We start from the raw sequence: 25,076 nt of genomic DNA on the forward strand, positions 1-25,076 counted from the left end.
CTGACTGCGGCCCAGGTTTAGCCTGAAAGGAAATTGTTGGGATGCAAGCAGATTCGGACAGCTTGTCGGATGTCGTAGCGATCGTCACCGGCGGCGCACGTGGCCTCGGCGCTTCGTTCGCCCGGCACATCGTCGCGCGTGGCGGCAAGGTGGTGATCTCCGATGTGCTCGACGAGGACGGCGACGCGCTGGCCGCCGAACTGGGTGCCGACGCCCGCTACGTCCACCTCGACGTGACCGATGCGGCGCAGTGGCAATCCGCGGTCGAGCTCACCCTGGCAGAGTTCGGCACCCTGAACGGCCTGGTGAACAACGCGGGCATCTCGACCGGCCAGTTCATCGAGCACGAGCCGCTGGACCACTTCCGCACCGTGCTCGAGATCAACCTGGTCGGTGTCTTCAACGGCCTTCAGGCGGTCATCGCGCCGATGCGCGCCGCGGGCGGGGGTTCCATCGTGAACATCTCCTCGGCCGCCGGCCTGATGGGCCTGGCGCTGACCGCCGGGTACGGCGCATCCAAGTGGGGCGTGCGCGGCCTCAGCAAGATCGCCGCCGTGGAACTGGCACCCGACCGGATCCGGGTGAACTCGGTGCATCCCGGCATGACCTACACGCCGATGACCGCACAGATCGGCATCGCACAGGGTGAGGGCAACTACCCCAACACCCCCATGGGCCGCGTCGGCGAGGCCGACGAGATCGCCGGCGCGGTCGGCTACCTGCTCTCCGGCGCCTCCACCTACGTCACCGGCGCGGAGATCGCCGTCGACGGCGGCTGGACCGCCGGTCCGACCGTGAAATACGTGATGGGACAGTGATGGTCATGAATCGACTTGAGGGCCGCCGGATCCTGGTGACCGGCGCAGGATCCGGGATCGGACAAGCCACCGCACTGCGGCTGCTCGACGAGGGTGCCGCGGTCGTCGGCGCCGACATCTCCGCCGAGGGCCTGGACACCACCCGGCAGGACGCACAGGAGGCCGGTACCGCAGACCGCCTCACCGCGCTGACGATGGACATCGGCGATGAGGCGTCGGTGGTCGACGGCGCGCGTAGCGTGGTCGAGACACTGGGCGGGCTCGACGCAGTGGTGAACGCCGCGGGCATGCTGCGCGCGGTGCACACCCACGAGATGAGCCTGCAGGCGTGGAACCAGATCATCACCGTCAATCTCACGGGGACGTTCCTGGTGATCCGTGAGACTCTGCCGGCACTGCTGGAGAATCCGCAGAGTGCGATCGTGAACTTCAGTTCGACGTCGGCGGCGTTCGCCCATCCGTACATGGCAGCCTATGCGGCCAGCAAGGGCGGCATCCAGGCGATGACCCATGCGCTCGCCCTGGAGTACGGCAAGCAGGGCCTGCGGGCGGTCAGCGTGGCGCCGGGCAGCATCAAGTCCGGAATCACCGATGCCACACCGGGACTCGTTCCCGCCGACAGCGACTGGTCGCTGTTCGCCAAGTTGTCGCCGATCATGCCGACCAACCTGGCCTCCGGCGGTGCCGGGATGGGTGCCCCGTCCGCGGTCGCGGGCGTCATCGCGATGCTGGTATCCGACGACGGTGCGTTCATCAGCGGCACCGAGATCCGGATCGACGGCGGAACGCACGCCTGATCAAGGCGACGAGAACGGTGGGCGGCGAGCTACGGGGCCACGGCCTTCGACTCGCCGACCACCGTCGCGAGACCGACGTGGGCATCGCGCCACAACCGCTGCACCGGGCTGGTGCGGCGCAGGGCCTCAACGCTTGAGTGGCAGGCGATCTCATCGATCGCACGCACCGCCCGGCGGGCCGCGGCGATCTGATCGCGGCGTGCACGTGCCCGCATACCCGGGTCGATCGGCCCGTCCAACACCCGGTTGAACGACGCCGTGAGGGTGTCGAGCAGCGCCAGCCGCGACGCCCGGATCTCGGCGGCGGCATGCTCGGAGACCAGACCATCTGAGCCCACCGTGTCGACGTGGTGGGCCAGCGCACCCTCGGCCATGCCGATCACCGCGGCCGTGATCCCCAGCGGCGCAATGGTACTGAGCGGAATGTGGTAGATGGGATTGCGCAGGCCCGCGCGTCCCGCCGCGGTGCCGTCGACGATGCTGTCGTGGTTCAGCAACCGATGGCCCGGGATGAACGCGTCGTCGATCGCGATGCTCTTGCTTCCGGTACCGATCAACCCGATCGCATCCCAGGATTCCTCGACGATGCTCAGATCCGACCGCGGCACAAGCGAATACCCCAGTCCGTCGGTATCCCCGGTACCGACCACACGGGCACCGACGACCACCCACTCGCAGTGATCGATTGCCGCGACCGACCGCCAGTCGCCGGAAAGGCGATAGCCGCCGTCGACAGGCAGGAGCACCCCGGCCGGGGTGTGCGCCGAGGCGATCCAGACGTCGGGATCCGCCTCCCACACCTCGTCGCGCAGACGACGGTCGGCCGAGGCCAATGCCCATGGCGGCACGCCGACCGAACCGGCGACCCAGCCCGCCGAGCCGTCCAGCCGGGCGATCTCAAGCACCGCCTCGGCGAAGTCGCCGGGATGGGTCTCGATCCCGCCGAACTCCTCGGGCTGCAGCATGTGCATCACCCCGCACTCGCGCAGCGCGTCGACCGTCCGGTTGTCGAGCCGGCCCAGCTTCTCGTTGACGGGCCCGAGTGCCTGTATCCGATCGGCATTGTCATTGATGCCGTCGAGAACGTCCCTGGTCATTTCAACACCACGCATCCAAAACTCCCTTGTCGCGCATCGCGTGCTGACCCCCATGGTCGGGTACTTGCGTCAGGTGCTTGCGGCGCGATCCCGCTGAGTGAGATGGTGGGTGACCCATTGCTCGACGTCCGAGGGGGCGCAGGTGCCGGCATCGGCCAGTGACGCGACATCACGACCACGCGCCGAACAGCGTGACACCGCCGTGTCGATGGTGGACCGTGTCGCCCTGATCCTCAACGTCTTCGACGAACCGGGCAAGCACCTGCGGCTGGACCAGATCGCCGGGCGAACGGGACTGCCCCGGTCCTCTGTGCACCGGATTCTCAAACAGTTGCACAGTGCCGGGCTCCTGCAGCACCGTCCCGACGGCTACGCGCTGGCCGCCTCCCCGCTGCCGGTGACCCGGATGGTCGACCACTCACAGCTGCGCAGCGTGGCATCCTCCACCCTGTCCCGCCTGCATGCCGACACCGGACTGGTGGTGCACCTCGGGGTGCTGTTCGGCGGCGACGTCGTCTACCTCGACAAGGTGGCCGGTCGCAACAGCGCGGTGGTGCCCACCCGCGTCGCCGGGCACACCCCTGCGCACGCCAGCGCCCTGGGAAAGACCATGCTGGCCCAGCTGCCCGCCGAGGAGGTGGACGCGGTCCTGGGGCCACGGCTGACCCGGTCCACCCGGTCCACCATCGGCGATCTGCAGACCCTGCACCGGGAACTGGCCCGGATCCGCTCGCGGCACGGACTGGCCTACGACAACGAGGAACTGGCGATCGGGCTGACCAGCGTGGCGGCCCCGCTGCGCTCTGCCGACGGCGAAGTGGCGGGCTTGTCTCTGACCGGTGCGGTCCCGTTGCACCGCCTGCAGCGGACCGCCCCGTTTGTGATCCGCGCGGCCCGGCACATCTCGCAGCAACTCGGCGCCGGCCGGGATGCCACGTCGGCGGCTCCGTCCCAGGCGCAGGCCACCGACAACCTCTTGTCCCGCGTGCTGCGGACCCTCACCTCCGACGCGTGGGTCTGACGCCACGACTACCAGACGATCTCGTCGACCTCCATGCCGAACGAGTGGCGACCGACGAGCGCCAGCACCTGCTCCACATTGCTGGCGACGTGGGTCTGCGCGGTCTGGACGTCGCGCCACACCCGCTCCACCAGCGGGTCCTCGGTATCGCGGCCGCCCGAATGCGCGATGAACGTCCGGATCGCCTCGACGGCGCGTTCGGAGGCCAGCACCTGGTCCCGGCGCGATCGCAGTACCAGGTCGCTGTCCGGAGCACGGTCGGCACGTGCGGAGTCGATCAGGTCGCCGAGGTTGCGTTCGATCTGGGCGACCGACAACTCGAGGTCGCTGCACGCCATGGCCACCGGATCGACCGATGAGCCGGCCCGTGGCCGCAACGCCGAGAGGATGTTCTCGGCCGCACCGAGCAGCGGAACCGTGCCGGTGTGGGTGTACATGGTCGGTTGCGGCAGCCGGTACAGCGGAGCCAATCTGCCGAGCTGCTCGCCGCTGACCCAGCCGAACGTCCGGTATCGCGGCACGACCGCGCCCGAGACGACGACATCGTGAGCGCCGATACCGCGCAATCCCACGCTGTTCCAACTCGATTCCACGACGAAGTCGGCTCGCGGCACCAGGGCCACCAGGAAATCCTGGGCCGCACCGTCCTCACCGACCAGCACCGCAGCAGCCATGAGCCAGGACGCGTGCAGGATCCCGGTGCACCGGCTCCACCGGCCGGACAACCGGAATTCGTCGCCGACGCGTTCGAGCCGGCCCGTCGGGGCGTACGACTCGCAGAGCAGGGTCCGCGGATCGCGCCCCCAAACATCGCGCTGGGCACGCTCGTCGAACAACGAAAGATGCCAGGTGTTGACCCCCAACCACCCGGCCAGCCAGCCGGTGGAGGTACACGCCGCGGACAGGTCGCGGGTGACCGCCAGGTACTCGGCCGGGTCGGCTTCCATCCCCCCGAACGCCTTTGGCCGCAGCATCGCAAAGAAACCCGCATCGTGCAGATCGCTGATCACCGACGGGTCGACGGCCCCGGTGCGGTCGACATCGGCAGCCGCGTCGGCGATCGCCGGCAGTGCCTGACCCACCGCAGCGCGCACATTCTGCGTCATCAGTGCCGCCCTGTCCTTCCCGTCCGGTATGTCACCATCGTGGATACCATTCGTCGCCCCTCCCAGGAGGTCATATGGCCGAGCCGCCCGGTGCACCCGGCGCCGATCCCGGCGCCTCGGCTGCCGAATCGGTTGCCGTCCTGCGCGAGCCATCGTCGCGGTTGCTGCAGCCGGTCCGCTACGGCGGGCACGCAGTGTCCCGATCCTCCTCGGAGGCAGTCGATTTCGTCGCCGCGGTGGCCGACCTCGCCGAGCGTGACGGGTCGGTCGGGTGGTTGGCCGCGGCCGTCAACACCTCGGCCTATGGGGTTGCCGGCCTGGGCGATGCTGCCGCCGAACGGGTGTGGGGCGCCGACACCGGCGCCCTCGTCGCCGCCTGCGAGGAACCGACGGGACGGTTGACCGCCGAGGCCGGACAGTTTCGGTTGACGGGCCGCTGGGAGTCGGTGACCGGTGCGCTGTCCGCGGACTGGCTGCTGCTGAGCGCCATGGACGGGGTCTCGGTCCGGTGCGTCCTTCTCCCGCGTGATGCGGTGCGGGTAGACCGCCAGGCCGGCCTGCGCGGCCTGGATGCCGCCGGAATCGGCGACGTCGCGGTGTCCGACGCGATCGTCGACGCACAGACCGTGTTCGCGAGCCTGGACGACAGTCCTTGTACCACAGGAGAACTCGATGACGTCGCACCCTCCTACGGGATCCTCGCCGGAGCCGCGCGGGCTGCCGCCGTCATCGGGGCCGCCTCCGGCGTGTGGCAGGCGCACGTCGGCCAGGTCCGCCGGCGATTGGCCACCTCGTACGGCAGCGAGGACACGACCGAACTGACGGCTTCGGCGGTACTGGTGGCCAAGGCGGAGTCGGACATCGACGCCGCGCGGCTGCAACTCGTCACGGCGCTGAGCGCCGATGCTGCCGGCGCCGCGACGGCGCTGCGTCAGGCGGTCACCCGCGCACGCAACGCCGCCGACCAACTGCTGAGCAGCGGCAGCCGGCACGCGCTGGACGCGACGGACCCGGTGGCCCGCCTGTGGCTCGACGTCCTAGCCGGATACCGCCTGACGATCCGACGGATCGGCGGGGATCCCAGCGCCGGCTGAGTTCGCCCGCGCTGACAACTCGGCCAGCGCCCGCGGCACCCGGTCGGCGATCCCGTACGGGTCCGGCACCTGATCACCACAGGTCAGCACGCAGATCGCCATCTCGTCGCGGTAGCTCCATCCGGTGAAGTTCAATCCCATCGGGAACACGATCGGCCCCGAGGATATGAGCTGTTCGATCGGCGCACCGCCCCAGTACAGCGTGTTCTGCGGGCCGCGCATGTTGGACGCGATCAGGCTGAACATCGGGCGCCGCTTCATCTTGGCCCCGAGGATCGGCAACACCCGCGAGTACAACCAGAACAGCGGCCAGTACTCCATCCAGTCGTGCTGCAGCCAGGCGTCGCGCTCGGCCTGCACCTCACGCGCGGTGCGGGTCGCCGAGGCGACGGCCGCCAATCGCTCGACGGGATCGGCGATGTGGGTGGCGAGGTCGACGTTCCAGCGCGCCACCTTGTTGCCCCACTCGGCTTCGGTTTCGTCCGGGCGCATCGAGACGGGCACCACAGCGGTCATGCTCTCGTCGGTGAGCTGTCCGTTCTCGGCCAGGTAGTCCCGCAGCGCCCCACCGCAGATGGTGAGGAACACGTCGTTGATGGTGACGCCGAAGGCCTTCGACACCCGCTTGATCTCTGTCACGTCGCAGCGCCGGTAGGCGAATCGGCGGCTGGCCGAGAACGGTTCGTTGAAGGGCATGGCCGGTGCGGCGAAAGCTTCTGCGTAACCGGGCTTTCCGGCCTTCTGCCGACGGCGGATCACCCCGGTGACCGCCGCGGTGCGGGCGATGACGCTCGGGAAACGTGCCAATGCCGCGATCTGGTGGCGCAGCACGAGCGACCACCAGAGCCACGGGGCCGGGCGGCGCTCGTTCGGCAACGGCGTCGACCGCGGCTGCGGCAACGGCGTCTGCGGATCCGCGCTGTAGAGGGTTTCCAGTAGCCGCAGTGAGGCGGTTCCGTCGGCGACGGCGTGGTGAATCTTGAGCACCAGGGCGACGCGCCCGTCGGCCAGGCCCTCGACGTACCACAGCTGCCAGGCCGGCCGATCACGATCGAGCGCCACCTCGAAGATCTCGCCGATGGTCGCGGCGAGTTCCTCGTCTCCGCCGGGTGCGGGAGCGGTGGTCCGCTGCACATGGTGCTCGATGTCGATCTGCGGCCGCGAAACCCACCACGGCCGGCCGAACCCCACTCGCGGGGACAGCAACTGCCACTGCATGGGCTCGATCTGATCGACCCAGCCCTGCACGGCGGTCTTGAGCCGGTCGAACGTGAGCGGTTCGGCCATCTGGCCCGGGTCGAGCACGACGGCCTTCATCGTGTGCTGCGGTTGGACAGAGCTCTCCCACGCCAGGAAGCTGTTGTCCTCACCCTTCAAACGCCGCATTCTCAACCTCGCTTGTCCTCACCGCCGTTGCGGCTCTTTCTGTGGCTGCGATCACTCTTATCCAAACGTGTGTCCCAGTAGACAAGCTGTCCCGCCCAGCGAGACTGCGTGGCTCGCGGCCAGGTCCGTGCGCCGTACGGTCTGCGCCATGAAGCGAGCTATTCCGCGCCCTGCCGGCCTCGTCGCCAGGGTCAATCGGCTCCGGGTGGTCGCCCGCAGCGTTGCCGTGCTCCGCGAGTCGGGCCTGTCCGGTGGAGCCGCCGACGGCATCCGGCAGGCCAAGCTGGTCCGCCAGTTCGGGGGCTTCGCCGCCGTGATCGAGAGCGCCGCAATTCGCGATCCCAATGCCGTCGCCATCACCGACGAATGGGGCGACGTGACGTTCGCCGAACTCAACGACCGGGTGAATGCACTTGCCCGGGCCTGGAACTCACGCGGTATCGGCGCGGGCTCGGTGATCGCGGCGCTGTGCCGGGATCACCGAGGCCTGGTCACCATCCTGGCCGCCTCGGGCAAGGTCGGGGCCCAGCTGCTGCTGATGAACACCGGCTTCGCCAAGCCGCAGCTCGCCGATGTCGCGGCCCGCGAGAAGGTCGGCGTACTGATCCACGACGAGGAGTTCACCGACCTGGTCAGCGCCATCGATCCGGAGGTTCGGCGCTTCCTGGCATGGACCGATGAACGCTCGACAGCCGATGTCGAGGGTTCGCTGGAGGGCCTGATCGCCGCCACCTCGCCCGCCCCGGTGGCCGCACCCGCCAAGCCGGGCGGGATGACGCTGCTGACCAGCGGCACCACCGGCACGCCCAAGGGCGCCCCGCGCGGCAAGACCTCTCCCCTGTTCTCGGCGCAGCTGTTGGACCGGGTGCCGCGCCGGCGCGGCCAGACCTGCATGTTGGCCGCACCGATGTTCCACGGCACCGGGCTCGGCCAGGCGGTACTGTCGCTGGCGCTGGGCAACCGCCTGGTCCTGCGGCGCAAGTTCAGCCCCGAGGAAACGCTGCGCGCGGTCCAGAACCACGGCTGCGACGTGCTGGTCGTGGTGCCCACGATGCTGCAGCGAATCCTGGCTCTGCCCAAGAATGTTCGCGATCGCTACGACACGTCGTCGCTCAAGATCATCTTCGTTTCGGGCTCGGCCATGCCACCCGACCTGGTCGAGCGCACCCTCGCCGAATTCGGTCCGGTGCTCTACAACCTGTACGGCTCGACCGAACTCGCGGTCATGACCGTCGCGATGCCCGAGGACCTGCTGCACGATCCGCGCACCGCGGGCCGGGCGCTGGTCGGATGCGCGGTGCGTCTGTACGACTCGAAGAGTGAAGAGATCACCGAGCCCGGAGTGATCGGCCGGGTTTTCGCCGGCAGTGACGTGAGCTTCGCCGGCTACACCGACGGCCGCACCAAGGAGTCGATCGACGGGCTGCAGAGCAGCGGCGACGTCGGCCACTTCGACGACACCGGCCGGCTCTACATCGACGGCCGCGACGACGACATGGTGATCTGCGGTGGCGAGAACGTCTATCCGCTGGAGGTCGAAAACCTGATCACCAGCCACCCCGAGGTCGACGAGGTGGCGGTGATCGGGGTCAGCGACGACGATTTCGGCCAACGGCTCAACGCCTATGTGGTGCTGATCGACGGAGCCACCATGGCCCCCGACGACATCAGGGACTACGTGCGGGCGAACCTGGCCCGGTACAAGATCCCCCGGGACGTCGAGTTCCTCAGCAGGCTGCCCCGCAATGCCACCGGCAAGGTGCTGCGCGGCCAGCTGACCGGGGGTTCCAGGTGAGCGGCTCACCCACTTCCGACGAGACCATGAAGCGCGAGGTCGCCGGACGGATGGGCGACGCTTTCGCGCCGATCCTCTCCGGGGGCAGCGACCCCATCGCCGCCGCGGCCGAGGTGAGGGCCCGGCTCAAGGCCAGCCGCCGACCGGCCAGGCCCATGCAGGTGAGCAGCGTCGAAAACAAGACCGTTCCCGGGCCTGCCTGCGACATCCCGGTGCGGATCTACCATCCGCTGGACCCCGCCGACTCCTGCGTCGACACTGGCGCCGGGCTGCCCGTACTGGTTTATTTCCACGGCGGCGGATTCGTCCTCTGCGACCTCGACTCGCACGACTCGTGCTGCCGCAGGCTCGCCAACGGCATCAGCGCGATCGTGATCTCGGTCGATTACCGGCTGGCGCCCGAGCATCCCTATCCTGCCGCGGTCGAAGATGCCTGGGCCGCAACCGAATGGGCGGCCGCGCACGCCTCCGAGCTCGGCGGTGACCCGGCCCGGCTGGTGGTCGCGGGCGACAGCGCGGGCGGCAACCTGGCGGCGGTGGTGGCGATGACGGCCCGGGACCGCGGCGGGCCGCCCATCGCGTTCCAGGTGCTGATCTACCCGGTGGTCGACCAGCGCCGCAAGTCGTCGCTGTCCAGCCCGCATACCAAGAGCGGGGTGCTGACCGCCGAGCACATGCAGTGGTTCACCGCGCAGTACCTCGGTGCCAGCGGCGCCCAGGCCGAGGTGTCGGCGTCGCCGATTCTCGGTGACATGACCGGGCTTCCGGATGGGCACGTGCTGACCGGGGCCCTGGATCCGCTGTGCGAGGAGGGCGAGGAATACGCCCGCATGCTCACCGCCGGCGGCGCGGAAGTCAGCGTCCGGCGCTACGAGCGCGGCTTCCACGGATTCTTCAACCTCGCCGATCACCTCCCCGCCGCGGCCGAGGCCACCGAAGACGTGTGCGCCGTCGTCCGCGAGGCCCTGTGCTCCCCGAACCGAACACCGAAGACCATTCCTGAAAACCATTGAAAGGCAACCCATGAAGCTTGCGAACACCCGCGCTCTGGTCACCGGCGCGAGCCGCGGACTGGGCAAGAGCATCGCCGAGGTGCTGGCCGCACGCGGTGTCGACGTCGCCGTGGTGGCGCGTGATGCCGAGTCGCTCAACCTGCTGGCCAAGGAGATCGGCGGCAAGGCCTACCCCACCGACCTCACCGATCCCGCCGCCGTCGAGGCACTGCTGGATCAGGTCGAGGCCGACGGTCCGGTCGACATCCTGGTCAACAACGCCGGAATCGACCGGGTGGGCCTGTTCCCCGATGCCAGCGCCTCCGATGTGCAGAACCTCCTGCAGGTCAACCTCGCCGCACCCCTGGAGCTGTGCCGCCAGGCCATGCCGAGGATGGTGCGCCGGGGCCGCGGTCACATCGTGAACGTGTCGTCCTACGGCGCGATCGCGCAGGGTCCCGGCGTCACGTTGTACGGCACCTCCAAGGCCGGCCTGAGCCATTTCACCGCGGGGATCCGCGCCGAACTGCGGGGCAAGCCAGTGGGCACCACACTCGTCCAGCTCGGCGAGGTGCGGACCGACATGATCGACCACATCCGGGAATTCACACCCGCCCGCAAGACCATCGAGCGGTTCGAGCGCCTGCGCATGCTGCCGTCGTCCGCGCTGGAGCCCGAGGTGGTGGCCACCGCCATCGTCGACGCCGTCGAACGCAACAAGCGCCATGTCGTCATGCCGCGTCAGATCGTGGCCATGGCCAAGGTCACCGAGTTCCCCCGCCGGATGTCGGAGATCCTGCTGACCGGCATCGACCAGAACGAGAAGTAGCGATGACAGATGCAAAGCTGATGGACCTGTCCGGCAAGGTCGCGATCGTCACCGGCGCCGCACGCGGACAGGGTGAGGCCGAAGCGCGGTTGTTCGCCGCCCTCGGCGCCCGGGTGGTACTGACCGACGTCCTCTCCGAGGACGGCGAGCGGGTCGCCGAGTCGATCGGCGCCGCCGCCCGTTTCGTCCGCCACGATGTCGGCAGCGAAACCGATTGGCGCGTGGCGGTCGACACCGCGGTCACAGAGTTCGGCCGGGTCGACGTACTGGTCAACAACGCCGCCATCTGCAAGGTGGTGCCGCTGGCCGAGCAGGACACCGCCGGATTCGAGCAGATGCTGCGGGTCAACCTCATCGGCGCCTTTCTCGGTATCCAGGCCGTCACGGAACCGATGAAGGCCGCCGGCGGCGGATCGATCGTCAACATCTCGTCGCAGGCCGGAGTTCAGGGACTCGCGGGCTACACCGCATACGGCGCATCCAAGTGGGGCCTGCGCGGCATGTCGAAGGTCGCGGCAATCGAGCTGGGCCCCTTGGGTATTCGCGTCAACACCGTCTACCCCGGGATGATCGACACACCGATGATCGCCCACCTTGAGGTGGAACGCGGCCTCGGCGGCCATCCCGGTGCACCGCTCACGCGCGTCGGCACTCCCGAAGAGGTTGCCGACGTCGTCGCATTCCTCGCCTCGGATGCGTCGTCGTACATCACCGGCGCGGATCTGACCGTCGACGGCGGCGCCAGCGCGGGCCGGATTCCGGTGACGCCGGTCCACACCAACTGAGCTGGCGCGAGATCACCGGCGCCGGCCCACCACGACCTCACGCCCCGGGCAGCACCAGGATCTTGACGTGCGCCTCGGGATCCCGCAACGCCTCGAACGCATCGCCCAATCCGTCCAGTCCCACGCGACCCGTGATGATCGCCTCGGCGTCGATCTCGCCGTCGGCCAGCCGCCTCAGCACGGTGTCGTAGGCCTCGTGGTAGGGGCCGTGTCCGAAGTTGATCGCGATCTGCCGAAACTGGGCCACCACCGGGATGATCGTCTCGTCACCGAAAGGTGAAGCGACGACCTGGATCCGGGATCCGAACGGCAGGGTGTGGGTCAGCGTGTTGAGGGTGCCGACGCGGCCGCTGCACTCGTAGGCGATCAGGATGCCGGAACCGCCCCTACCCTGAGCCAGCAGCGAGTTCCAGAGCTCGATCGGATCCTGTTCATCGGGGTCGACCACGATGTCGGCACCCATCTTGAGGGCGAGTTCGCGGCGTTTGGGCGACGGCTCGGCGGCGATGACGGTGTGCGCACCATGCGCCTTGGCCGCCAGGATCGTGCCGAGACCGATGGAGCCGCAACCGATCACCAGGGCGGCGTCGGTCTGGGTGAGGCCCGATTGCTGCACGTGCATCTCGCCCACGTGCAGCGGTTCGGCCAGGGTGGCGTGTTCGAGTGACAGACCGTCGGGCACCTTGCGCACCCAGAAGCCGTCGACGACGATGAATTCGCCGAATGCCCCGTGGTATTCGTTGGAATAGCCGATGATCGTCGGGATTCCGGTGCCGGCCTCGGTGGCCACGCCGATGCCCGCGACCCGGTCGCCCACCTCGAAATCGGTGACACCCGGGCCGCATTCGACGACCGTGCCGGCGTACTCATGCCCGAGCACGATGGGCTTGCTGTGGTCGAACACGGCGAGCGGGAACCCTCCGGCGGCCGCGACCGAGACGAACCGGCACGGATCCTTGGACATGCTCAGATCGCTACCGCAGATGCCGCAGGCCGCGACCTTGATGCGCAGTTGCCCGGGCCCGGTGGCGGGTGGTTCGGTGACGTCGGTGACGGTGAACCGACCGTCGAAGTACTCCGCCGCGCGCATCACGCCCCCTGCCCGGCGAGCTGCTCGGCAGCCTGGCCGTAGTAGTCGGTGTGCGCCTTGGTGATTGCGCCGATCAGGCCGCCGAGGAGGTACTCGCTGTTGTCCTCGGCGAATTGCAGGCTGGCCTGCCTGCCGGCGTTGCGCTGCTTGAAATGCGGTACCACCTCGGAGGCGAACAGTTCGTAGCTGCGCTTGGTGTCCTCCCAACTGGCCATGTCCACATGCAGGATCAGCAGCGTGCCGAATCCGCCGGTCTTCTCGATGAGTCGCTTGATCTGTGCGATCGCATCTTCGGGGGTGCCGATGATCACCTGACCGAACTCGCCCAGGTTGTCGGTACGCCACTGGTTGACGATGCCCTCGGGTGTCTGTGCCCAGTCGGGGTGGATGCCCTGCTGCCGGTTGACGTACTCGGCGATGGCATGGATCCGGCGGCTGACGGCCCGTTCGGCCTCGGCCCGGGTCTCGGCGATGAACATCGGATTGACCAGGCGCCAGGTGGAGCGGTCCGCCCGATACCCGTTCTCGGCGGAAACCTGTTCGTACACACCCCAGTTGCGGTCGAGCACCTCGAATCCGCTCGGCGAGCTGGCGGCCAGTGACAGCAGGGACAACCCGTGCGTGCCTGCGAGCACCGACCCGTTCGGCGAGATGGTCGACGCGGTCGCCACCTCGATGCCGGCCGGATCGTAGGTGGGCAGCTGGGCCCGTGCATCGCGCAGGGTGAACCAGTCGGTCTCCATGTTGACGACCTCGCCGCGCAGCAGGCGCAGCACCGCCTCCAGCGCCTCCCCCTGCATCCGGCGCTGGTCGATCGGGTTGATCCCCATCATGTGCGCGTCCAGCGGGATCTTGCCCGGGCCGGTGCCGACGATCAGCCTGCCCCGCGTCTGCAGATCGAGTTGGGTGATGCGGTCCGCGGTGATCAGCGGGTGGTGGTACGGCAGCGACATCACGCCGGTGCCGAACCGGATGCGTTCGGTGCGTTCGGCCGCCGCGGCGATGAACACGTCTGGCGCAGGAACGATTTCGGATCCGGTGGAGTGGTGCTCACCCATCCAGGCCTCGTCGAATCCGAGATGGTCGAGATGTTCCATCAGATCGATGTCGCGCCGCAGCTGCAGTGCCGGGTCGGCGTTGAGGGGGTGATAGGGCGCCAGGAACGCCCCGAACTTGATCGAGCTCGAATTCCACATGCCCCGGACGTTATCTGGATCAAATGATTGGATCAAGTGATCCAGAAATTTTGCCGCGAAAGCTCCCGCTGGGTAGGACCGATCAGTCAGGAGCCGAGGAGACGATCGACTCCGCCGACGACGAAACACACGAGGTCTTCGTAGAAGTCCCGCAGTTCGTCCTCATCCAGCCGGCTACCGTTGCGGCGCCATTCGTCGGCCCGGCTCAGCGCTTGGATGAAGTTCATGACGGAGATTGCCCACCGCAGTTCCAGGCGGGCCGGATCCGAATCGGGAAACGCCCGCTGGACCTGTGCGAACAATTCGTCGGGCAGATGCTGCTCGGTATCGCGCAGCACCGGATTGTCCTCCTGCGAGATCTGCGCGATGATCTTGATCCACCGCATGCCCCGGACCCGGTGGCGGAGCAGCAGTTTCAGATACGGTCCGGTGACCGCCCGGACCAGAGCATCGGGACTGGGCGCATCCGGATCGGCTGCGAGCATCGCCACATTGGCCGCAATCTCGTCACGCACCGGCGCACCGACATCGGTGAGCACCGCGCGCAGCAGGTCATCTTTGGATCCGAAGTGGTAGTGCACCGACGCCGCACCGAGGCCCGCGGCCGCGTTGACTGCCCGCACGGATACCGCATCCACCCCTTGGGCGGCGAACAGTCGTTCGGCAGCCTTCACCAGGCGCAGCCGGGTGGCCGCGCCCTGCCGATTCTGGGCTGCGCCGGACACGTGACGAGCATGTCACGTGCCGCACCGGCCGCTGAGCTGCGCTCTACCCCGACGGCGTGTCGGCCAGCGGCGCGAACCGCCCCTGATCGTCGGGCTGGTAGACCGTGGTGGTCATCACAGCGTCCACCGGCAGCGGACCGTACAGATGCGGGAACAGCATCGCCTCGGGATCCGTCGGCACCCCCGGCTCCCAGCGCACCGGATCGGTGAGCTTCGCCGGATCGATGTGCAGCAGCACCAGGTCGCCGCGTCCGGAGTAGAGCCGGTTCGCCGGCAGATGCACCTGCTCAGGGGCCGAGAGGTGGACGAAGCCCTGGGCGCCGAGCGAGTCCGGACGGTGCTCCCCGCTACCCTGAGCCGTCAGCCAGTCCTCGACGCTGCACAAGTGAAGCAGGACACGCGGGGATGGATGCATACCGTCAGCTTGCCTGTCCAGCAACACGGCGGCCAAGTGAGACACGACACACCGGTGAACCCCTGGGGAACAAGGCCGGAATCCAAAACGTCTGACAGAGTAGACATACGCAATCACGGCGCCTTTGCCGAGATGCGCAGAGCAGAAGACGGAGGAGCCATGAACGCAACTCTGACAAGCCCGGAGCTAACCAGAGCCGATCGCTGCGATCGTTGCGGTGCTGCGGCGCGCGTGCGCGCGAAGTTGCCTTCGGGGGCCGAGCTGCTCTTCTGCCAGCACCATGCCAACGAGCACGAAGCCAAGCTGGTCGAGCTGGCCGCGGTGCTGGAAAACAGCACCGCAGACGCCTGACGGCCATCAGCCGTCGCCTCGGACACCACCCGCCTGGGCAGGAGCACGTTTCGTCAGTAATGCTTGACTGGTCATGACTGGCCAGCCGCTTCCAGTACCACCATCACGCCACCACATCTGGCACATCACTCGACGCACGTTGTCGAAGAGCTGGGACGATTCCATCTTCTCGGAATCGGCGCAGGCGGCGTTCTGGTGCGCGTTGTCATTGCCTCCCCTCCTGCTGGGGATGCTCGGCAGCCTGGCCTACATCGCACCGTTGTTCGGGCCGGACACCCTGCCGACGATCCAGGATCAACTGATCAACGCGGCGAACAGCTTCTTCTCCCCCAACGTCGTCAACGAGATCATCGAACCGACGATCCGCGACATCGTGAAGGGCGCCCGGGGCGAGGTGGTGTCGGTGGGTTTTGTGATCTCGTTGTGGGCCGGGTCGTCGGCGGTGTCGGCTTTCGTGGACTCCATCGTGGAGGCACACGATCAGACGCCGCTGCGACATCCGGTGCGGCAGCGCTTCTACGCGCTCGGCCTGTACGTGATCATGCTGGTCTCAGCGATCGGGTTGGCGCCGCTGCTGGCGCTCGGACCCCGGGCGATTTCCGAACACATCCCGGACAGCTGGGACAACGTGCTGCGGTACGGCTACTACCCAGCGTTGTTCCTGGCGGTCTTCGTCGGGGTGACCATCCTGTACCGGGTCTCGTTGCCCGCACCGATCCCGACGCATCGCCTCATGCTCGGCGCGGTACTGGCCACCGTGGTGTTCCTGGTCGCCACGTTCGGGTTACGGATCTACCTGACCTGGATCACCAGCACCGGCTACACCTACGGCGCGCTGGCCACGCCGATCGCGTTCCTGCTGTTCGCGTTCTTCCTGGGTTTTGCCATCATGCTCGGCGCCGAACTCAATGCCGCCATTCAAGAGGAGTGGCCCGCGCCGGACACCCACGCCAGGAGACTGCGGGAATGGCTGGAGGACAAAGCCCTCAACGGCGGCACCCAGGCACCCGTCGAATCCCGGATGCCCGAGCCCCTGTCACCGCCCCGGCCGCCGCCCGCTTCGTGAGTTACTTCTTGAGCGATTCGTAGATCTTCTTGCAATCCGGGCACACCGGAGAGCCCGGCTTGGCCGATTTCGTCACGGGGAACACCTCGCCGCACAGCGCGACCACATGTGTGCCCATGACGGCACTTTCGGCGATCTTGTTCTTCTTGACGTAATGGAAGAACTTGGGGGTGTCGTCGTCGGTCCCGTCGTCGACGCGTTCGTCGGTGTCCGGGCGCTCGATGGTCTGGGTCTGCATAGTTTTATTGTGCTCCTCACGTCCGCGGGTTTTATTGTGCCTGGCTGCAGGGCATAGGGAAATCCGCCTGCCACCACGCGGTCCAGGTGTGGAACAGTAGAGGCATGAAACAAAGCCACGAGCTGAGTTTCGACGACGATTTCGGCGACGATTTCGGCAAGGAAGCCCGCCCGGTTCTCATCACCAAAGCCGCACCCTCCTACGAAGTGCAGCATCGCCAGCGCGTCCGCAAGTATCTGACGCTGATGGCCTTCCGTATCCCCGCGCTCATCCTGGCCGCCGTCGCCTACAACATCTGGCAGAACGGGCTCATCTCGCTCGCAATCATCGTGGCGTCGATACCGCTGCCCTGGATGGCGGTGCTGATCGCCAACGATCGTCCCCCGCGCAGCGCCGAGGAGCCACGGCGTTACGCCGGTCGCGGCGAGCGGATCCCACTGTTCCCCACCGCGGAGCGGCCGGCGTTACAGAAGGAACCGTTTGTGCCACCGCAACCGGACGCGGCGCGGTCCGGCGACGATGACCCCAGCTGAGCGGCTTCTTTAGCTATTCTCAGGACATTCTCAGGTCGGGTCGGAAAAACCGCAGCTCAACGGGTATGAATCCGGAGATCCGTGGGAACTCTCATGGCGTCTACGACGTTGTAGATCATGACAGTTCGAGCTGATCAGGAGGCCGTCATGGCAAATGCCACCACAAGCCGCGTCGACAGTGATCTGGACGCCCAGAGCCCTGCCGCCGACCTCGTGCGCGTGTATCTGAACGGCATTGGCAAAACGGCGTTGCTCAACGCCGCCGATGAGGTAGAGCTCGCAAAGCGCATCGAGGCAGGCTTGTACGCCCAGCACGTGCTGAGCACGAAGAAGCGCCTGGGCGAGAACCGCAAGCGCGATCTGGCCACCGTGGTCCGCGATGGCGAGGCGGCGCGCCGGCACTTGCTGGAAGCCAACCTCCGCCTGGTGGTGTCACTGGCGAAGCGCTACACGGGTCGCGGAATGCCGCTGCTGGACCTGATCCAGGAAGGCAACCTGGGCCTGATCCGCGCGATGGAGAAGTTCGATTACAGCAAGGGCTTCAAGTTCTCCACGTATGCCACCTGGTGGATTCGGCAGGCCATCACCCGTGGGATGGCGGATCAGAGCCGCACCATCCGGCTCCCCGTCCACCTGGTCGAGCAGGTCAACAAGCTGGCCCGGATCAAGCGTGAGATGCACCAGAACCTCGGCCGCGAGGCCACCGACGAGGAGCTGGCCGAAGAGTCCGGCATCCCGGTCGAGAAGATCAACGACCTGCTGGAGCACAGCCGCGACCCGGTAAGCCTGGACATGCCCGTCGGCACCGACGAGGAAGCCCCGCTGGGCGACTTCATCGAAGACGAGAATGCGATGTCGGCCGAGAACGCGGTCATCTCCGAGCTGCTGCACACCGACATCCGCCACGTCCTGGCCACGCTCGACGAGCGTGAGCAGCAGGTGATCCGGTTGCGGTTCGGCCTCGACGACGGTCAGCCCCGCACCCTGGACCAGATCGGCAAGCTGTTCGGCCTGTCCCGCGAGCGGGTCCGCCAGATCGAGCGTGAAGTGATGTCCAAGCTCCGCAATGGCGAGCGCGCCGATCGGCTCCGCTCCTACGCCAGCTAGTCCCTCCTGACGATGTGCCCCGCCGGTTTTCCGGCGGGGCACATCGCGTATCCAGGCGTTTCCGGTCGTTTTTGCCCGTATGTCCTGGGGTTTTCCGCGACGATGTGACCTGCCCGACGCCCCGATGTTGCGCCGCAGTTCAGACGCCGGGAACGGTAGACTGTGCGGTGACGTTTGGGCTGGGAAGGCGCGCATGAACGATCTGGTCGACACCACCGAGATGTACCTACGAACGATCTACGACCTCGAGGAAGAGGGCGTGGTGCCGCTGCGTGCCCGTATCGCCGAACGGCTCGACCAGAGCGGTCCGACGGTCAGCCAGACGGTGTCGCGCATGGAGCGCGACGGCCTGCTGCACGTGGCCGGCGACCGCCACCTCGAACTGACGGACAAGGGCCGCGCCCTCGCGGTCGCCGTGATGCGCAAGCACCGGCTGGCCGAGCGGTTGCTCGTCGACGTGATCGGGTTGCCGTGGGAGGACGTCCACGCCGAGGCGTGCCGCTGGGAACACGTGATGAGCGAGGATGTCGAGCGGCGCCTGGTCCAGGTGCTCGACAACCCCACCACCTCACCGTTCGGCAACCCCATCCCGGGTCTGTCGGATCTCGGGGTCGGCGCGGCCGGCTATGACGATGTCAGCCTGGTCCGGCTCACCGAACTCCCCGTCGGGCTGCCGGTGGCGGTGGTGGTGCGCCAGCTCACCGAGCACGTGCAGGGCGACACCGAGCTCATCGGCCGACTCAAGGATGCCGGCGTTGTTCCGAACGCCAGGGTCACCGTGGAGGCCAACGACCACGGCGGCGTGATGATCGTGATCCCCGGGCACGAACAGGTCGAGCTTCCCCATCACATGGCGCACGCGGTCCGCGTCGAGAAGGTCTAGCCACTCAACCGGCCTTGCGCCGCCACGTCCTGCGTGGCGGTAACCGCAAGCCCAGCTGCTCGGCCAGCCGATATCCGGTGACCGCCAGCTCCCGGATCCGCTCCGGGCGCATCCCCGATTGCAGTGCGGTGTCGAGCATGCCGGCCATCCGGTGTGTCGGCCGCGCCCGCAACGCCGCATCCAGCGAAACGCCGGCCAGCGGGCCGTCACCACGCGCGTACGCCGAAAAAGCCAGCAGGACAAGGGCTTCCACTCGCCACGGGTCGGGAAGATTGCGCGCCAGCAGGGCCCACAAGGCTTCGGCCTGATCGGCGCACTCCCCGACCGCCAGCGCGTAGAGCGTGTCGCGGACCCGCGGATCGGCCAGCCCCACGGCCAGCTGCGCCAATTCGGCCACACCGGGTGCACCGCCTTCCGCCACGTGCAGGGCCGCTGTCATCGCGGCCTCGACATCCCGGCGCACCTCGGCATCGGGGCGCGCCTCCGGGCACCCGGGCCGCTGTGTCACGAGCGCCAGCGGGCGCCTCATCGCGTCATTGGCGACCGGGTCCGGCTGGATCACCTGCAGCAGTTCGTCACGGCTGGCGTAGAGCCGGCGGCCGTCCAGCACCGCGGCCGCCGCCAGCGGCGACGCACCCGGGTCGTCCACCCTCCCGTGTTCACCGCAGCCGTCGGCACAGCGCCAGGAACCACCGGCGGCCACCTTGTCCACGACGTGCGCGGCGTAGAGCTCGATGCCGTCGGCGGCCAGCGCCTGGTCCAGCATCGACGCCAGGTCGCGATAGCGGTCGTCGCATGCCCGGCAGTCCGGGCTGTCCCCGTCCACGACTACCGCGATGACCGCGTCCACGCCGGCCGCTGCCGCGAGGCCGACCAGATGCTGGACGCGTTCGGTCATGTCGTCCGCCAGGTCGGCGCGCATGACGCAGCCCAACTCGCCCCGGTCGACGGTGACCAGGACGAGGCTGCGGTGCGGCACGAATCCGAGCACTGCGGGTAGCGCGGCGATCAGCGCACCGGGACGCGTGAGGTGGAAGTCGAACTCCGGCGAGGATGGCGATGGCGTTGTCATGGCCCGACCGTGCCAACCGGGGCCGTCACGGGCCCTCACCCGAACCCGCCGGTTGCGGCCGGCTGGGGATGGATTCTGCGCTGGGGATAACCCGAGGCATTTGTTCATCCGGTATTCGGTCTCGCCGACATGCGAGAAGGGCCCAACCGGCGTAAACAGTTTTCCCATGGGTTCGATGCAGGAGTATGACCTCGTCGTCATCGGTTCGGGTCCCGGCGGTCAACGCGCCGCCATCGCCGCAGCCAAGCTCGGCAAGTCCGTTGCGGTGATCGAGCGGGGCATGATGCTGGGCGGGGTGTGCGTCAACACCGGCACCATCCCGTCCAAGACGCTGCGGGAGGCGGTCGTCTACCTGACCGGCATGAGCCAGCGCGAGCTCTACGGCGCCAGTTACCGCGTCAAGGACAAGATCACCCCGGCCGATCTGCTGTCGCGCACCCAGCACGTCATCGGCAAGGAGATCGACGTCGTGCGGTCCCAGCTGATGCGCAACCGCATCGAGCTCTACACCGGCCACGGCCGGTTCTCCGACGACCACACGATCGTCGTCGAGGATCCTGGCCGCGCCGAACTCGTCACTGTCCGTGGACGTTTCATCGTCATCGCCACCGGGACCAAACCGGCCCGGCCGGCGGGGGTGACATTCGACGAGGCGCGGGTGCTCGATTCCGACGGCATCCTCAATCTCGCGACCCTGCCGACCTCGATGGTGGTGGTCGGGGCAGGGGTCATCGGCATCGAATACGCGTCGATGTTCGCGGCGCTGGGCACCAAGGTCACCGTCGTCGAGAAACGCGACGACATGCTGGAGTTCTGCGATCCCGAGATCATCGAATCCCTGCGCTTCCACCTCCGCGACCTGGCGGTGACGTTCCGGTTCGGCGAAGAGGTGACCGCTGTCGACATCGGCACCTCGGGCACGGTGACCACCCTGGCCAGCGGCAAGAAGATCCCCGCCGAGACCGTGATGTACTCGGCCGGACGCCAGGGGCAGACCGATCACCTCGATCTGGCCAACGCAGGCCTGGAAGCCGACAACCGCGGCCGCATCTATGTCGACGACAACTTCACCACCAAGGTGGACCACATCTACGCGGTCGGCGATGTCATCGGCTTCCCGGCGCTGGCCGCGACATCGATGGAGCAGGGCCGGTTGGCCGCCTACCATGCCTTCGGCGAGCCCACCAAGGCCATGATGAGCCTGCAACCGATCGGCATCTACTCGATCCCGGAGGTGTCCTTCGTCGGGGCCACCGAGGTCGAACTGACCAAGGATTCGATCCCTTATGAGGTGGGTGTGTCCCGGTACCGCGAACTGGCCCGCGGCCAGATCGCCGGGGACTCCTACGGGATGCTCAAGCTGCTGGTGTCCACCGAGGACCTGCGGGTGCTGGGCGTGCACATCTTCGGCACGAACGCCACCGAGATGGTGCACATCGGGCAGGCGGTGATGGGCTGCGGCGGCACCGTCGAATACCTCGTCGATGCGGTGTTCAACTATCCGACGTTCTCAGAGGCCTACAAGGTCGCGGCGCTCGACGTGATGAACAAGCTGCGCGCGCTCAACCAGTTCCGGTTCTAGCAGTCGGATTCGAGTGCGGCGGGCGCCGCGTCGCCGGGTCCGCCTGCCTCGGCCCGGACCAGCAACCGGGCGATCCGGTCGTCGAAGTGCGGCGAATAGGACACGTCGTCGTCGCATCCTCCCCCGTCGAGTCCGCCGACCAGACCGGTCACCGTCGACCCGGAAACCCACGGGGAACCACTGAAACCGTCGGTCAGGCCCGCACAGGCCAGAGACGGGTACCCCTGGGGTGACCATTCGGTCGCGCCGCGGCACGCCAGTGGGCTGCCGCCCTCGCCCATCGGATAGCCGGTCACCGTCACCGGAACACCGGGCGCGGGTGCCGAACCCAGTGTCAGCCCGCCGCCGGCCGCCGCGAGCAGACTCGCACCGGAGCCGCCGGTGACCCGCACGATGGCGTAGTCGGCTTGCGGATCCTGCTCGGCGAGCCACCGCGGGTCCAGATACACCGTGCTGACGTGCCAGGTATCACCACCGCTGGTGTCGAACCCGGGGACGAATGTGGTGTCGACGCCGTCGAGTAGACAGTGCGCGGCCGTCAGGATCAGATTGCCGGACGCGCTGGCCAGCACCGATCCGCTACAGGTGTGCGTCGTGGTGTCGCCCAGGAACAACGCACCGACCCGCCGGTCCGGTGTCACCGACTCGGCCCCGGCCTGCGACAACGGGCTGGCTGCCACCGGTGGACTGCTCGCCGGGGCCGGGGCGGGGGCCGCGGTCCCGCCGCCCGCGGTCACGGCGCCGGGCCCGGTGCATGCCGCCACCCCGGCGGTCATCGCTGCCGCCGCGACTGTGAGCTTCACCATCCGGGTCACCTGCATCATCACGATTTTGCCTGATCGTGGGGATATCCGCCGGAATGCCGAACCCGTCCCGGCGCGTTCGCACGCACTAGCGGGCCGGAACGACCCGCGGCCCGGGTATGCGGGACACTAGATGACATGGCGGTAGGCCGTCACAGCGTCCTGCCGCAGCGAGGAGACGAAGCGAGATGACTGACAGCACCGACACCCCCGACCAGCACTACCAGCCCGATCAGAGCGGTATGTACGAGCTTGAGTTCCCGGCGCCGCAGCTGTCCTCCTCGGATGGCAGTGGCCCGGTGCTGATCCATGCCCTGGAGGGGTTCTCGGACGCCGGTCACGCCATCCGGCTCGCCGCCGAGCACCTCAAGGACACCCTCGACACCGAGCTGGTGGCCTCCTTCGCCATCGACGAGCTGCTCGACTACCGGTCCCGCAGGCCGTTGATGACGTTCAAGACCGACCACTTCACCAGCTACGAGGAACCCGAGCTGAACCTGTACGCGCTGCACGACGACATCGGCACGCCGTTTCTGCTGCTGGCCGGCCTGGAACCGGACCTGAGGTGGGAGCGGTTCATCACCGCGGTGCGACTGCTCTCCGAGCAGCTCGCGGTGCGGCGCGTGATCGGCCTCGGCACCATCCCGATGGCAGTGCCGCATACCCGCCCCGTCATGCTCACCGCGCACGCCAACAACAAGGAACTGATCGCCGACCACACCCCCTGGGTCGGTGAAGTCCAGGTTCCGGCGAGCGTCTCCAACCTGCTCGAGTTCCGGATGGCCCAGCACGGCCACGAGGTGGTGGGTTACACCGTGCACGTCCCGCACTACCTGGCCCAGACGGCCTATCCGCCGGCGGCCGAGGCCCTGCTGGCCGAGGTGGCCCGGACCGGTTCGCTACAACTGCCGCTGGAGAAACTTTCCGAGGCCGGTGCCGAGGTGTACAGCAAGATCAATGAGCAGGTAGAGGCCAGCGCAGAGGTCGCCCAAGTGGTGACCGGGTTGGAGCGCCAGTACGATGCGTTCGTTGCCGCACAGGAGAATCGGTCTCTGCTCGCGCGTGACGAGGAACTGCCCAGCGGTGACGAGCTGGGAGCCGAGTTCGAACGGTTCCTCGCCCAGCAGACCGGTGACAAGTACAAAGACGACAAGTACAAAGACGGACGAGACGGCTTCGGGGACGGATTCCCGAACGGCGACAACCACTCATAGGAGCCCGATGGCGGGCCGAGAGCGAGGTTGACCAGCATGACCGAGCGCAAACCCCATCTGCGGACCGTTCGCGAGCTCACCCCGACGCTCGAGTACCGCACGATCCACGGTTACCGGCGGGCCTTCCGGGTCGCCGGGTCCGGTCCGGCGATCCTGCTGATCCACGGCATCGGCGACAACTCCACCACCTGGCACACCGTGCAGTCGGCGCTGGCGCAGCGGTTCACCGTGATCGCCCCGGATCTGCTCGGTCACGGCAGCTCCGACAAGCCGCGTGCGGACTACTCGGTGGCGGCCTACTCCAACGGCATGCGGGACCTGCTCAGCGTGCTCGACATCGACCGGGTGACCGTGGTCGGCCATTCCCTGGGCGGCGGCGTGGCCATGCAATTCGCCTACCAGTTCCCGCAGTTGGTCGACCGCCTCATCCTGGTCGGCGCCGGCGGGGTCACCAAGGACGTCAACATGGCGTTGCGGGTCGCCTCCCTACCGATGGGCAGTGAGGCCCTGGCGCTGCTGCGGCTCCCCCTGGTACTGCCGGCGTTGCAGCTGGCCGGCCGCGCCGCGGGCGCGGTGCTGGGATCGACCGGCCTCGGGCACGACATTCCGGACATGCTGCGCATCCTGGCCGATCTGCCGGAGCCGACGGCATCGTCGGCATTCGCCCGGACCCTGCGTGCGGTGGTGGACTGGCGTGGCCAGGTCGTCACCATGCTGGACCGCTGTTATTTGACCGAATCCGTTCCCGTGCAACTGATCTGGGGCGACTCCGACTCGGTGATCCCGGTCAGCCACGCTCGGATGGCCCACGCCGCGATGCCCGGTTCCCAGCTGGAGATCTTCAAGGGATCCGGGCATTTTCCGTTCCATGACGATCCCGAGCGCTTCGTCGAGGTGGTCGAGCGCTTCATCGACACGACAGAACCGTCGGTCTACGACCAGGATCGGCTTCGCGACCTTCTGCGCAGCGGGCGGACCGAATCGACGATGTCCGGGCCGTTCGACACCCAGATCGCGGTGCTCGACGCGATGGACGCCGACGAACGCAGCGCGACCTGACCTTCTCACCCGTATGGGTCTC

General features: G+C 67.8%; 26 protein-coding genes. 16 read left to right on the forward strand and 10 right to left on the reverse strand.

Annotation, left to right across the window (positions count from 1 at the left end):
- Positions 1-41 precede the first annotated feature (41 nt).
- Positions 42-818, forward strand: a complete 777-nt coding sequence (locus ACNQVK_RS23285; protein ID WP_418031413.1) for an SDR family oxidoreductase — start codon at positions 42-44, stop codon at positions 816-818.
- Positions 819-823: 5 nt separating this feature from the next.
- Positions 824-1,615 (forward strand): SDR family NAD(P)-dependent oxidoreductase, encoded by a 792-nt coding sequence (locus ACNQVK_RS23290; RefSeq protein WP_418031414.1) that lies wholly within the window; start codon positions 824-826, stop codon positions 1,613-1,615.
- 29 nt (positions 1,616-1,644) lie between these two features.
- On the opposite strand, the gene ACNQVK_RS23295 is transcribed toward ACNQVK_RS23290, so the two are convergent.
- Complete coding sequence (locus ACNQVK_RS23295; protein WP_418031415.1) at positions 1,645-2,712, reverse strand: hydroxylase; 1,068 nt, start codon at positions 2,710-2,712, stop codon at positions 1,645-1,647.
- Positions 2,713-2,854: 142 nt separating this feature from the next.
- On the opposite strand from ACNQVK_RS23295, the gene ACNQVK_RS23300 reads away from it, so the two are divergent.
- The gene (locus ACNQVK_RS23300) at positions 2,855-3,733 is read left to right on the forward strand and encodes an IclR family transcriptional regulator (protein ID WP_418031416.1); all 879 of its coding nucleotides are present in this window, start codon (positions 2,855-2,857) and stop codon (positions 3,731-3,733) included.
- Positions 3,734-3,741: 8 nt separating this feature from the next.
- Here the strand turns inward: ACNQVK_RS23300 and ACNQVK_RS23305 are convergent, their stop codons facing one another.
- The gene (locus ACNQVK_RS23305; protein ID WP_418031417.1) at positions 3,742-4,839 is read right to left on the reverse strand and encodes an acyl-CoA dehydrogenase family protein; all 1,098 of its coding nucleotides are present in this window, start codon (positions 4,837-4,839) and stop codon (positions 3,742-3,744) included.
- 74 nt (positions 4,840-4,913) lie between these two features.
- Here ACNQVK_RS23305 and ACNQVK_RS23310 point away from each other — a divergent pair, with 74 nt between their 5' ends.
- Entirely contained in the window at positions 4,914-5,933 is a 1,020-nt protein-coding gene (locus tag ACNQVK_RS23310; protein ID WP_418031418.1) for a hypothetical protein, read from the forward strand.
- Here ACNQVK_RS23310 and ACNQVK_RS23315 read toward each other — a convergent pair.
- Positions 5,877-7,319, reverse strand: coding sequence for a wax ester/triacylglycerol synthase family O-acyltransferase (locus ACNQVK_RS23315; RefSeq protein ID WP_418031419.1), 1,443 nt, complete (start codon positions 7,317-7,319; stop codon positions 5,877-5,879). The genes ACNQVK_RS23310 and ACNQVK_RS23315 overlap by 57 nt on opposite strands.
- Before the next feature lie 148 nt (positions 7,320-7,467).
- Between ACNQVK_RS23315 and ACNQVK_RS23320 the strand changes: the two genes are divergently transcribed.
- Genes ACNQVK_RS23320 through ACNQVK_RS23335 form a run of 4 tightly spaced genes read left to right on the forward strand, consistent with a single transcriptional unit; the run spans position 7,468 to position 11,720 of the window.
- A complete protein-coding gene (locus ACNQVK_RS23320; protein WP_418031420.1) occupies positions 7,468-9,114 on the forward strand; it encodes an AMP-binding protein in 1,647 nt (548 codons plus the stop codon).
- Positions 9,111-10,127 carry an alpha/beta hydrolase gene (locus ACNQVK_RS23325; RefSeq protein ID WP_418031421.1) on the forward strand — a complete coding sequence of 339 codons (1,017 nt, stop codon included), beginning with the start codon at positions 9,111-9,113 and terminating at the stop codon, positions 10,125-10,127. Before ACNQVK_RS23320 ends, ACNQVK_RS23325 begins: the two co-directional genes overlap by 4 nt.
- 10 nt (positions 10,128-10,137) lie before the next feature.
- A complete protein-coding gene (locus ACNQVK_RS23330) occupies positions 10,138-10,935 on the forward strand; it encodes an SDR family NAD(P)-dependent oxidoreductase (protein ID WP_418031422.1) in 798 nt (265 codons plus the stop codon).
- A 2-nt stretch (positions 10,936-10,937) separates the two neighbouring features.
- Entirely contained in the window at positions 10,938-11,720 is a 783-nt protein-coding gene (locus ACNQVK_RS23335) for a glucose 1-dehydrogenase (protein WP_418031423.1), read from the forward strand.
- Positions 11,721-11,757: 37 nt separating this feature from the next.
- Here the strand turns inward: ACNQVK_RS23335 and ACNQVK_RS23340 are convergent, their stop codons facing one another.
- The 4 genes from ACNQVK_RS23340 to ACNQVK_RS23355 all read right to left on the reverse strand — a co-directional run bounded on the left by ACNQVK_RS23340 (position 11,758) and on the right by ACNQVK_RS23355 (position 15,146).
- Positions 11,758-12,810: an alcohol dehydrogenase catalytic domain-containing protein gene (locus tag ACNQVK_RS23340; protein WP_418031424.1), complete on the reverse strand. Its 1,053-nt coding sequence runs from the start codon at positions 12,808-12,810 to the stop codon at positions 11,758-11,760.
- Positions 12,810-14,006 carry an LLM class flavin-dependent oxidoreductase gene (locus ACNQVK_RS23345; protein WP_418031425.1) on the reverse strand — a complete coding sequence of 399 codons (1,197 nt, stop codon included), beginning with the start codon at positions 14,004-14,006 and terminating at the stop codon, positions 12,810-12,812. The genes ACNQVK_RS23340 and ACNQVK_RS23345 overlap by 1 nt, the downstream gene beginning before the upstream one ends.
- An 86-nt stretch (positions 14,007-14,092) precedes the next feature.
- On the reverse strand, positions 14,093-14,731 hold the full coding sequence (locus tag ACNQVK_RS23350; protein ID WP_418031426.1) for a TetR/AcrR family transcriptional regulator: 639 nt from the start codon (positions 14,729-14,731) through the stop codon (positions 14,093-14,095).
- A gap of 43 nt (positions 14,732-14,774) precedes the next feature.
- Positions 14,775-15,146 carry a DUF952 domain-containing protein gene (locus tag ACNQVK_RS23355; RefSeq protein ID WP_418031428.1) on the reverse strand — a complete coding sequence of 124 codons (372 nt, stop codon included), beginning with the start codon at positions 15,144-15,146 and terminating at the stop codon, positions 14,775-14,777.
- Between the two features lie 159 nt (positions 15,147-15,305).
- On the opposite strand from ACNQVK_RS23355, the gene ACNQVK_RS23360 reads away from it, so the two are divergent.
- Positions 15,306-15,497: a DUF7455 domain-containing protein gene (locus ACNQVK_RS23360; RefSeq protein ID WP_044517852.1), complete on the forward strand. Its 192-nt coding sequence runs from the start codon at positions 15,306-15,308 to the stop codon at positions 15,495-15,497.
- 73 nt (positions 15,498-15,570) lie between these two features.
- Positions 15,571-16,563: a YihY/virulence factor BrkB family protein gene (locus ACNQVK_RS23365; protein WP_418031429.1), complete on the forward strand. Its 993-nt coding sequence runs from the start codon at positions 15,571-15,573 to the stop codon at positions 16,561-16,563.
- A 1-nt stretch (position 16,564) separates the two neighbouring features.
- Here the strand turns inward: ACNQVK_RS23365 and ACNQVK_RS23370 are convergent, their stop codons facing one another.
- Positions 16,565-16,801 (reverse strand): DUF3039 domain-containing protein, encoded by a 237-nt coding sequence (locus ACNQVK_RS23370; protein WP_044517849.1) that lies wholly within the window; start codon positions 16,799-16,801, stop codon positions 16,565-16,567.
- Positions 16,802-16,887: 86 nt separating this feature from the next.
- On the opposite strand from ACNQVK_RS23370, the gene ACNQVK_RS23375 reads away from it, so the two are divergent.
- From ACNQVK_RS23375 to ACNQVK_RS23385, 3 genes are all read left to right on the forward strand, one after another.
- On the forward strand, positions 16,888-17,334 hold the full coding sequence (locus ACNQVK_RS23375; RefSeq protein ID WP_235732471.1) for a DUF3099 domain-containing protein: 447 nt from the start codon (positions 16,888-16,890) through the stop codon (positions 17,332-17,334).
- A 117-nt stretch (positions 17,335-17,451) separates the two neighbouring features.
- The gene (locus ACNQVK_RS23380) at positions 17,452-18,441 is read left to right on the forward strand and encodes a sigma-70 family RNA polymerase sigma factor (protein ID WP_273732164.1); all 990 of its coding nucleotides are present in this window, start codon (positions 17,452-17,454) and stop codon (positions 18,439-18,441) included.
- A gap of 193 nt (positions 18,442-18,634) precedes the next feature.
- A complete protein-coding gene (locus tag ACNQVK_RS23385; protein WP_055113255.1) occupies positions 18,635-19,324 on the forward strand; it encodes a metal-dependent transcriptional regulator in 690 nt (229 codons plus the stop codon).
- A 4-nt stretch (positions 19,325-19,328) separates the two neighbouring features.
- Here the strand turns inward: ACNQVK_RS23385 and ACNQVK_RS23390 are convergent, their stop codons facing one another.
- Positions 19,329-20,396 (reverse strand): DUF4192 domain-containing protein, encoded by a 1,068-nt coding sequence (locus ACNQVK_RS23390; RefSeq protein WP_418031430.1) that lies wholly within the window; start codon positions 20,394-20,396, stop codon positions 19,329-19,331.
- Between the two features lie 175 nt (positions 20,397-20,571).
- Between ACNQVK_RS23390 and sthA the strand changes: the two genes are divergently transcribed.
- The gene (sthA, locus tag ACNQVK_RS23395; RefSeq protein ID WP_418034278.1) at positions 20,572-21,978 is read left to right on the forward strand and encodes a Si-specific NAD(P)(+) transhydrogenase; all 1,407 of its coding nucleotides are present in this window, start codon (positions 20,572-20,574) and stop codon (positions 21,976-21,978) included.
- Here sthA and ACNQVK_RS23400 read toward each other — a convergent pair.
- Positions 21,975-22,784, reverse strand: a complete 810-nt coding sequence (locus ACNQVK_RS23400) for a trypsin-like serine peptidase (RefSeq protein WP_418031431.1) — start codon at positions 22,782-22,784, stop codon at positions 21,975-21,977. The genes sthA and ACNQVK_RS23400 overlap by 4 nt on opposite strands.
- Positions 22,785-22,969: 185 nt before the next feature.
- On the opposite strand from ACNQVK_RS23400, the gene ACNQVK_RS23405 reads away from it, so the two are divergent.
- Both ACNQVK_RS23405 and ACNQVK_RS23410 read left to right on the forward strand, forming a co-directional pair.
- On the forward strand, positions 22,970-23,995 hold the full coding sequence (locus ACNQVK_RS23405; protein ID WP_418031432.1) for a proteasome assembly chaperone family protein: 1,026 nt from the start codon (positions 22,970-22,972) through the stop codon (positions 23,993-23,995).
- Between the two features lie 36 nt (positions 23,996-24,031).
- Positions 24,032-25,054, forward strand: coding sequence for an alpha/beta fold hydrolase (locus ACNQVK_RS23410; protein WP_418031433.1), 1,023 nt, complete (start codon positions 24,032-24,034; stop codon positions 25,052-25,054).
- Positions 25,055-25,076 lie beyond the last annotated feature (22 nt).

It is taken from the genome of Mycobacterium sp. 134, assembly GCF_048282715.1.
Lineage (GTDB): Bacteria > Actinomycetota > Actinomycetes > Mycobacteriales > Mycobacteriaceae > Mycobacterium > Mycobacterium septicum.

Bases quoted from the DNA above. Each gene is read 5' to 3' on its own strand.
- ACNQVK_RS23285 (WP_418031413.1), top strand. From the start codon at position 42: ATGCAAGCAGATTCGGACAGCTTGTCGGATGTCGTAGCGATCGTCACC.
- ACNQVK_RS23290 (WP_418031414.1), top strand. From the start codon at position 824: ATGAATCGACTTGAGGGCCGCCGGATCCTGGTGACCGGCGCAGGATCC.
- ACNQVK_RS23295 (WP_418031415.1), bottom strand. From the start codon at position 2,712: ATGACCAGGGACGTTCTCGACGGCATCAATGACAATGCCGATCGGATA.
- ACNQVK_RS23305 (WP_418031417.1), bottom strand. From the start codon at position 4,839: ATGACGCAGAATGTGCGCGCTGCGGTGGGTCAGGCACTGCCGGCGATC.
- ACNQVK_RS23310 (WP_418031418.1), top strand. From the start codon at position 4,914: ATGGCCGAGCCGCCCGGTGCACCCGGCGCCGATCCCGGCGCCTCGGCT.
- ACNQVK_RS23315 (WP_418031419.1), bottom strand. From the start codon at position 7,319: ATGCGGCGTTTGAAGGGTGAGGACAACAGCTTCCTGGCGTGGGAGAGC.
- ACNQVK_RS23320 (WP_418031420.1), top strand. From the start codon at position 7,468: ATGAAGCGAGCTATTCCGCGCCCTGCCGGCCTCGTCGCCAGGGTCAAT.
- ACNQVK_RS23330 (WP_418031422.1), top strand. From the start codon at position 10,138: ATGAAGCTTGCGAACACCCGCGCTCTGGTCACCGGCGCGAGCCGCGGA.
- ACNQVK_RS23335 (WP_418031423.1), top strand. From the start codon at position 10,938: ATGACAGATGCAAAGCTGATGGACCTGTCCGGCAAGGTCGCGATCGTC.
- ACNQVK_RS23340 (WP_418031424.1), bottom strand. From the start codon at position 12,810: ATGCGCGCGGCGGAGTACTTCGACGGTCGGTTCACCGTCACCGACGTC.
- ACNQVK_RS23345 (WP_418031425.1), bottom strand. From the start codon at position 14,006: ATGTGGAATTCGAGCTCGATCAAGTTCGGGGCGTTCCTGGCGCCCTAT.
- ACNQVK_RS23355 (WP_418031428.1), bottom strand. From the start codon at position 15,146: ATGCATCCATCCCCGCGTGTCCTGCTTCACTTGTGCAGCGTCGAGGAC.
- ACNQVK_RS23360 (WP_044517852.1), top strand. From the start codon at position 15,306: ATGAACGCAACTCTGACAAGCCCGGAGCTAACCAGAGCCGATCGCTGC.
- ACNQVK_RS23365 (WP_418031429.1), top strand. From the start codon at position 15,571: ATGACTGGCCAGCCGCTTCCAGTACCACCATCACGCCACCACATCTGG.
- ACNQVK_RS23370 (WP_044517849.1), bottom strand. From the start codon at position 16,801: ATGCAGACCCAGACCATCGAGCGCCCGGACACCGACGAACGCGTCGAC.
- ACNQVK_RS23380 (WP_273732164.1), top strand. From the start codon at position 17,452: ATGACAGTTCGAGCTGATCAGGAGGCCGTCATGGCAAATGCCACCACA.
- ACNQVK_RS23385 (WP_055113255.1), top strand. From the start codon at position 18,635: ATGAACGATCTGGTCGACACCACCGAGATGTACCTACGAACGATCTAC.
- ACNQVK_RS23390 (WP_418031430.1), bottom strand. From the start codon at position 20,396: ATGACAACGCCATCGCCATCCTCGCCGGAGTTCGACTTCCACCTCACG.
- sthA (WP_418034278.1), top strand. From the start codon at position 20,572: ATGCAGGAGTATGACCTCGTCGTCATCGGTTCGGGTCCCGGCGGTCAA.
- ACNQVK_RS23400 (WP_418031431.1), bottom strand. From the start codon at position 22,784: ATGGTGAAGCTCACAGTCGCGGCGGCAGCGATGACCGCCGGGGTGGCG.
- ACNQVK_RS23405 (WP_418031432.1), top strand. From the start codon at position 22,970: ATGACTGACAGCACCGACACCCCCGACCAGCACTACCAGCCCGATCAG.
- ACNQVK_RS23410 (WP_418031433.1), top strand. From the start codon at position 24,032: ATGACCGAGCGCAAACCCCATCTGCGGACCGTTCGCGAGCTCACCCCG.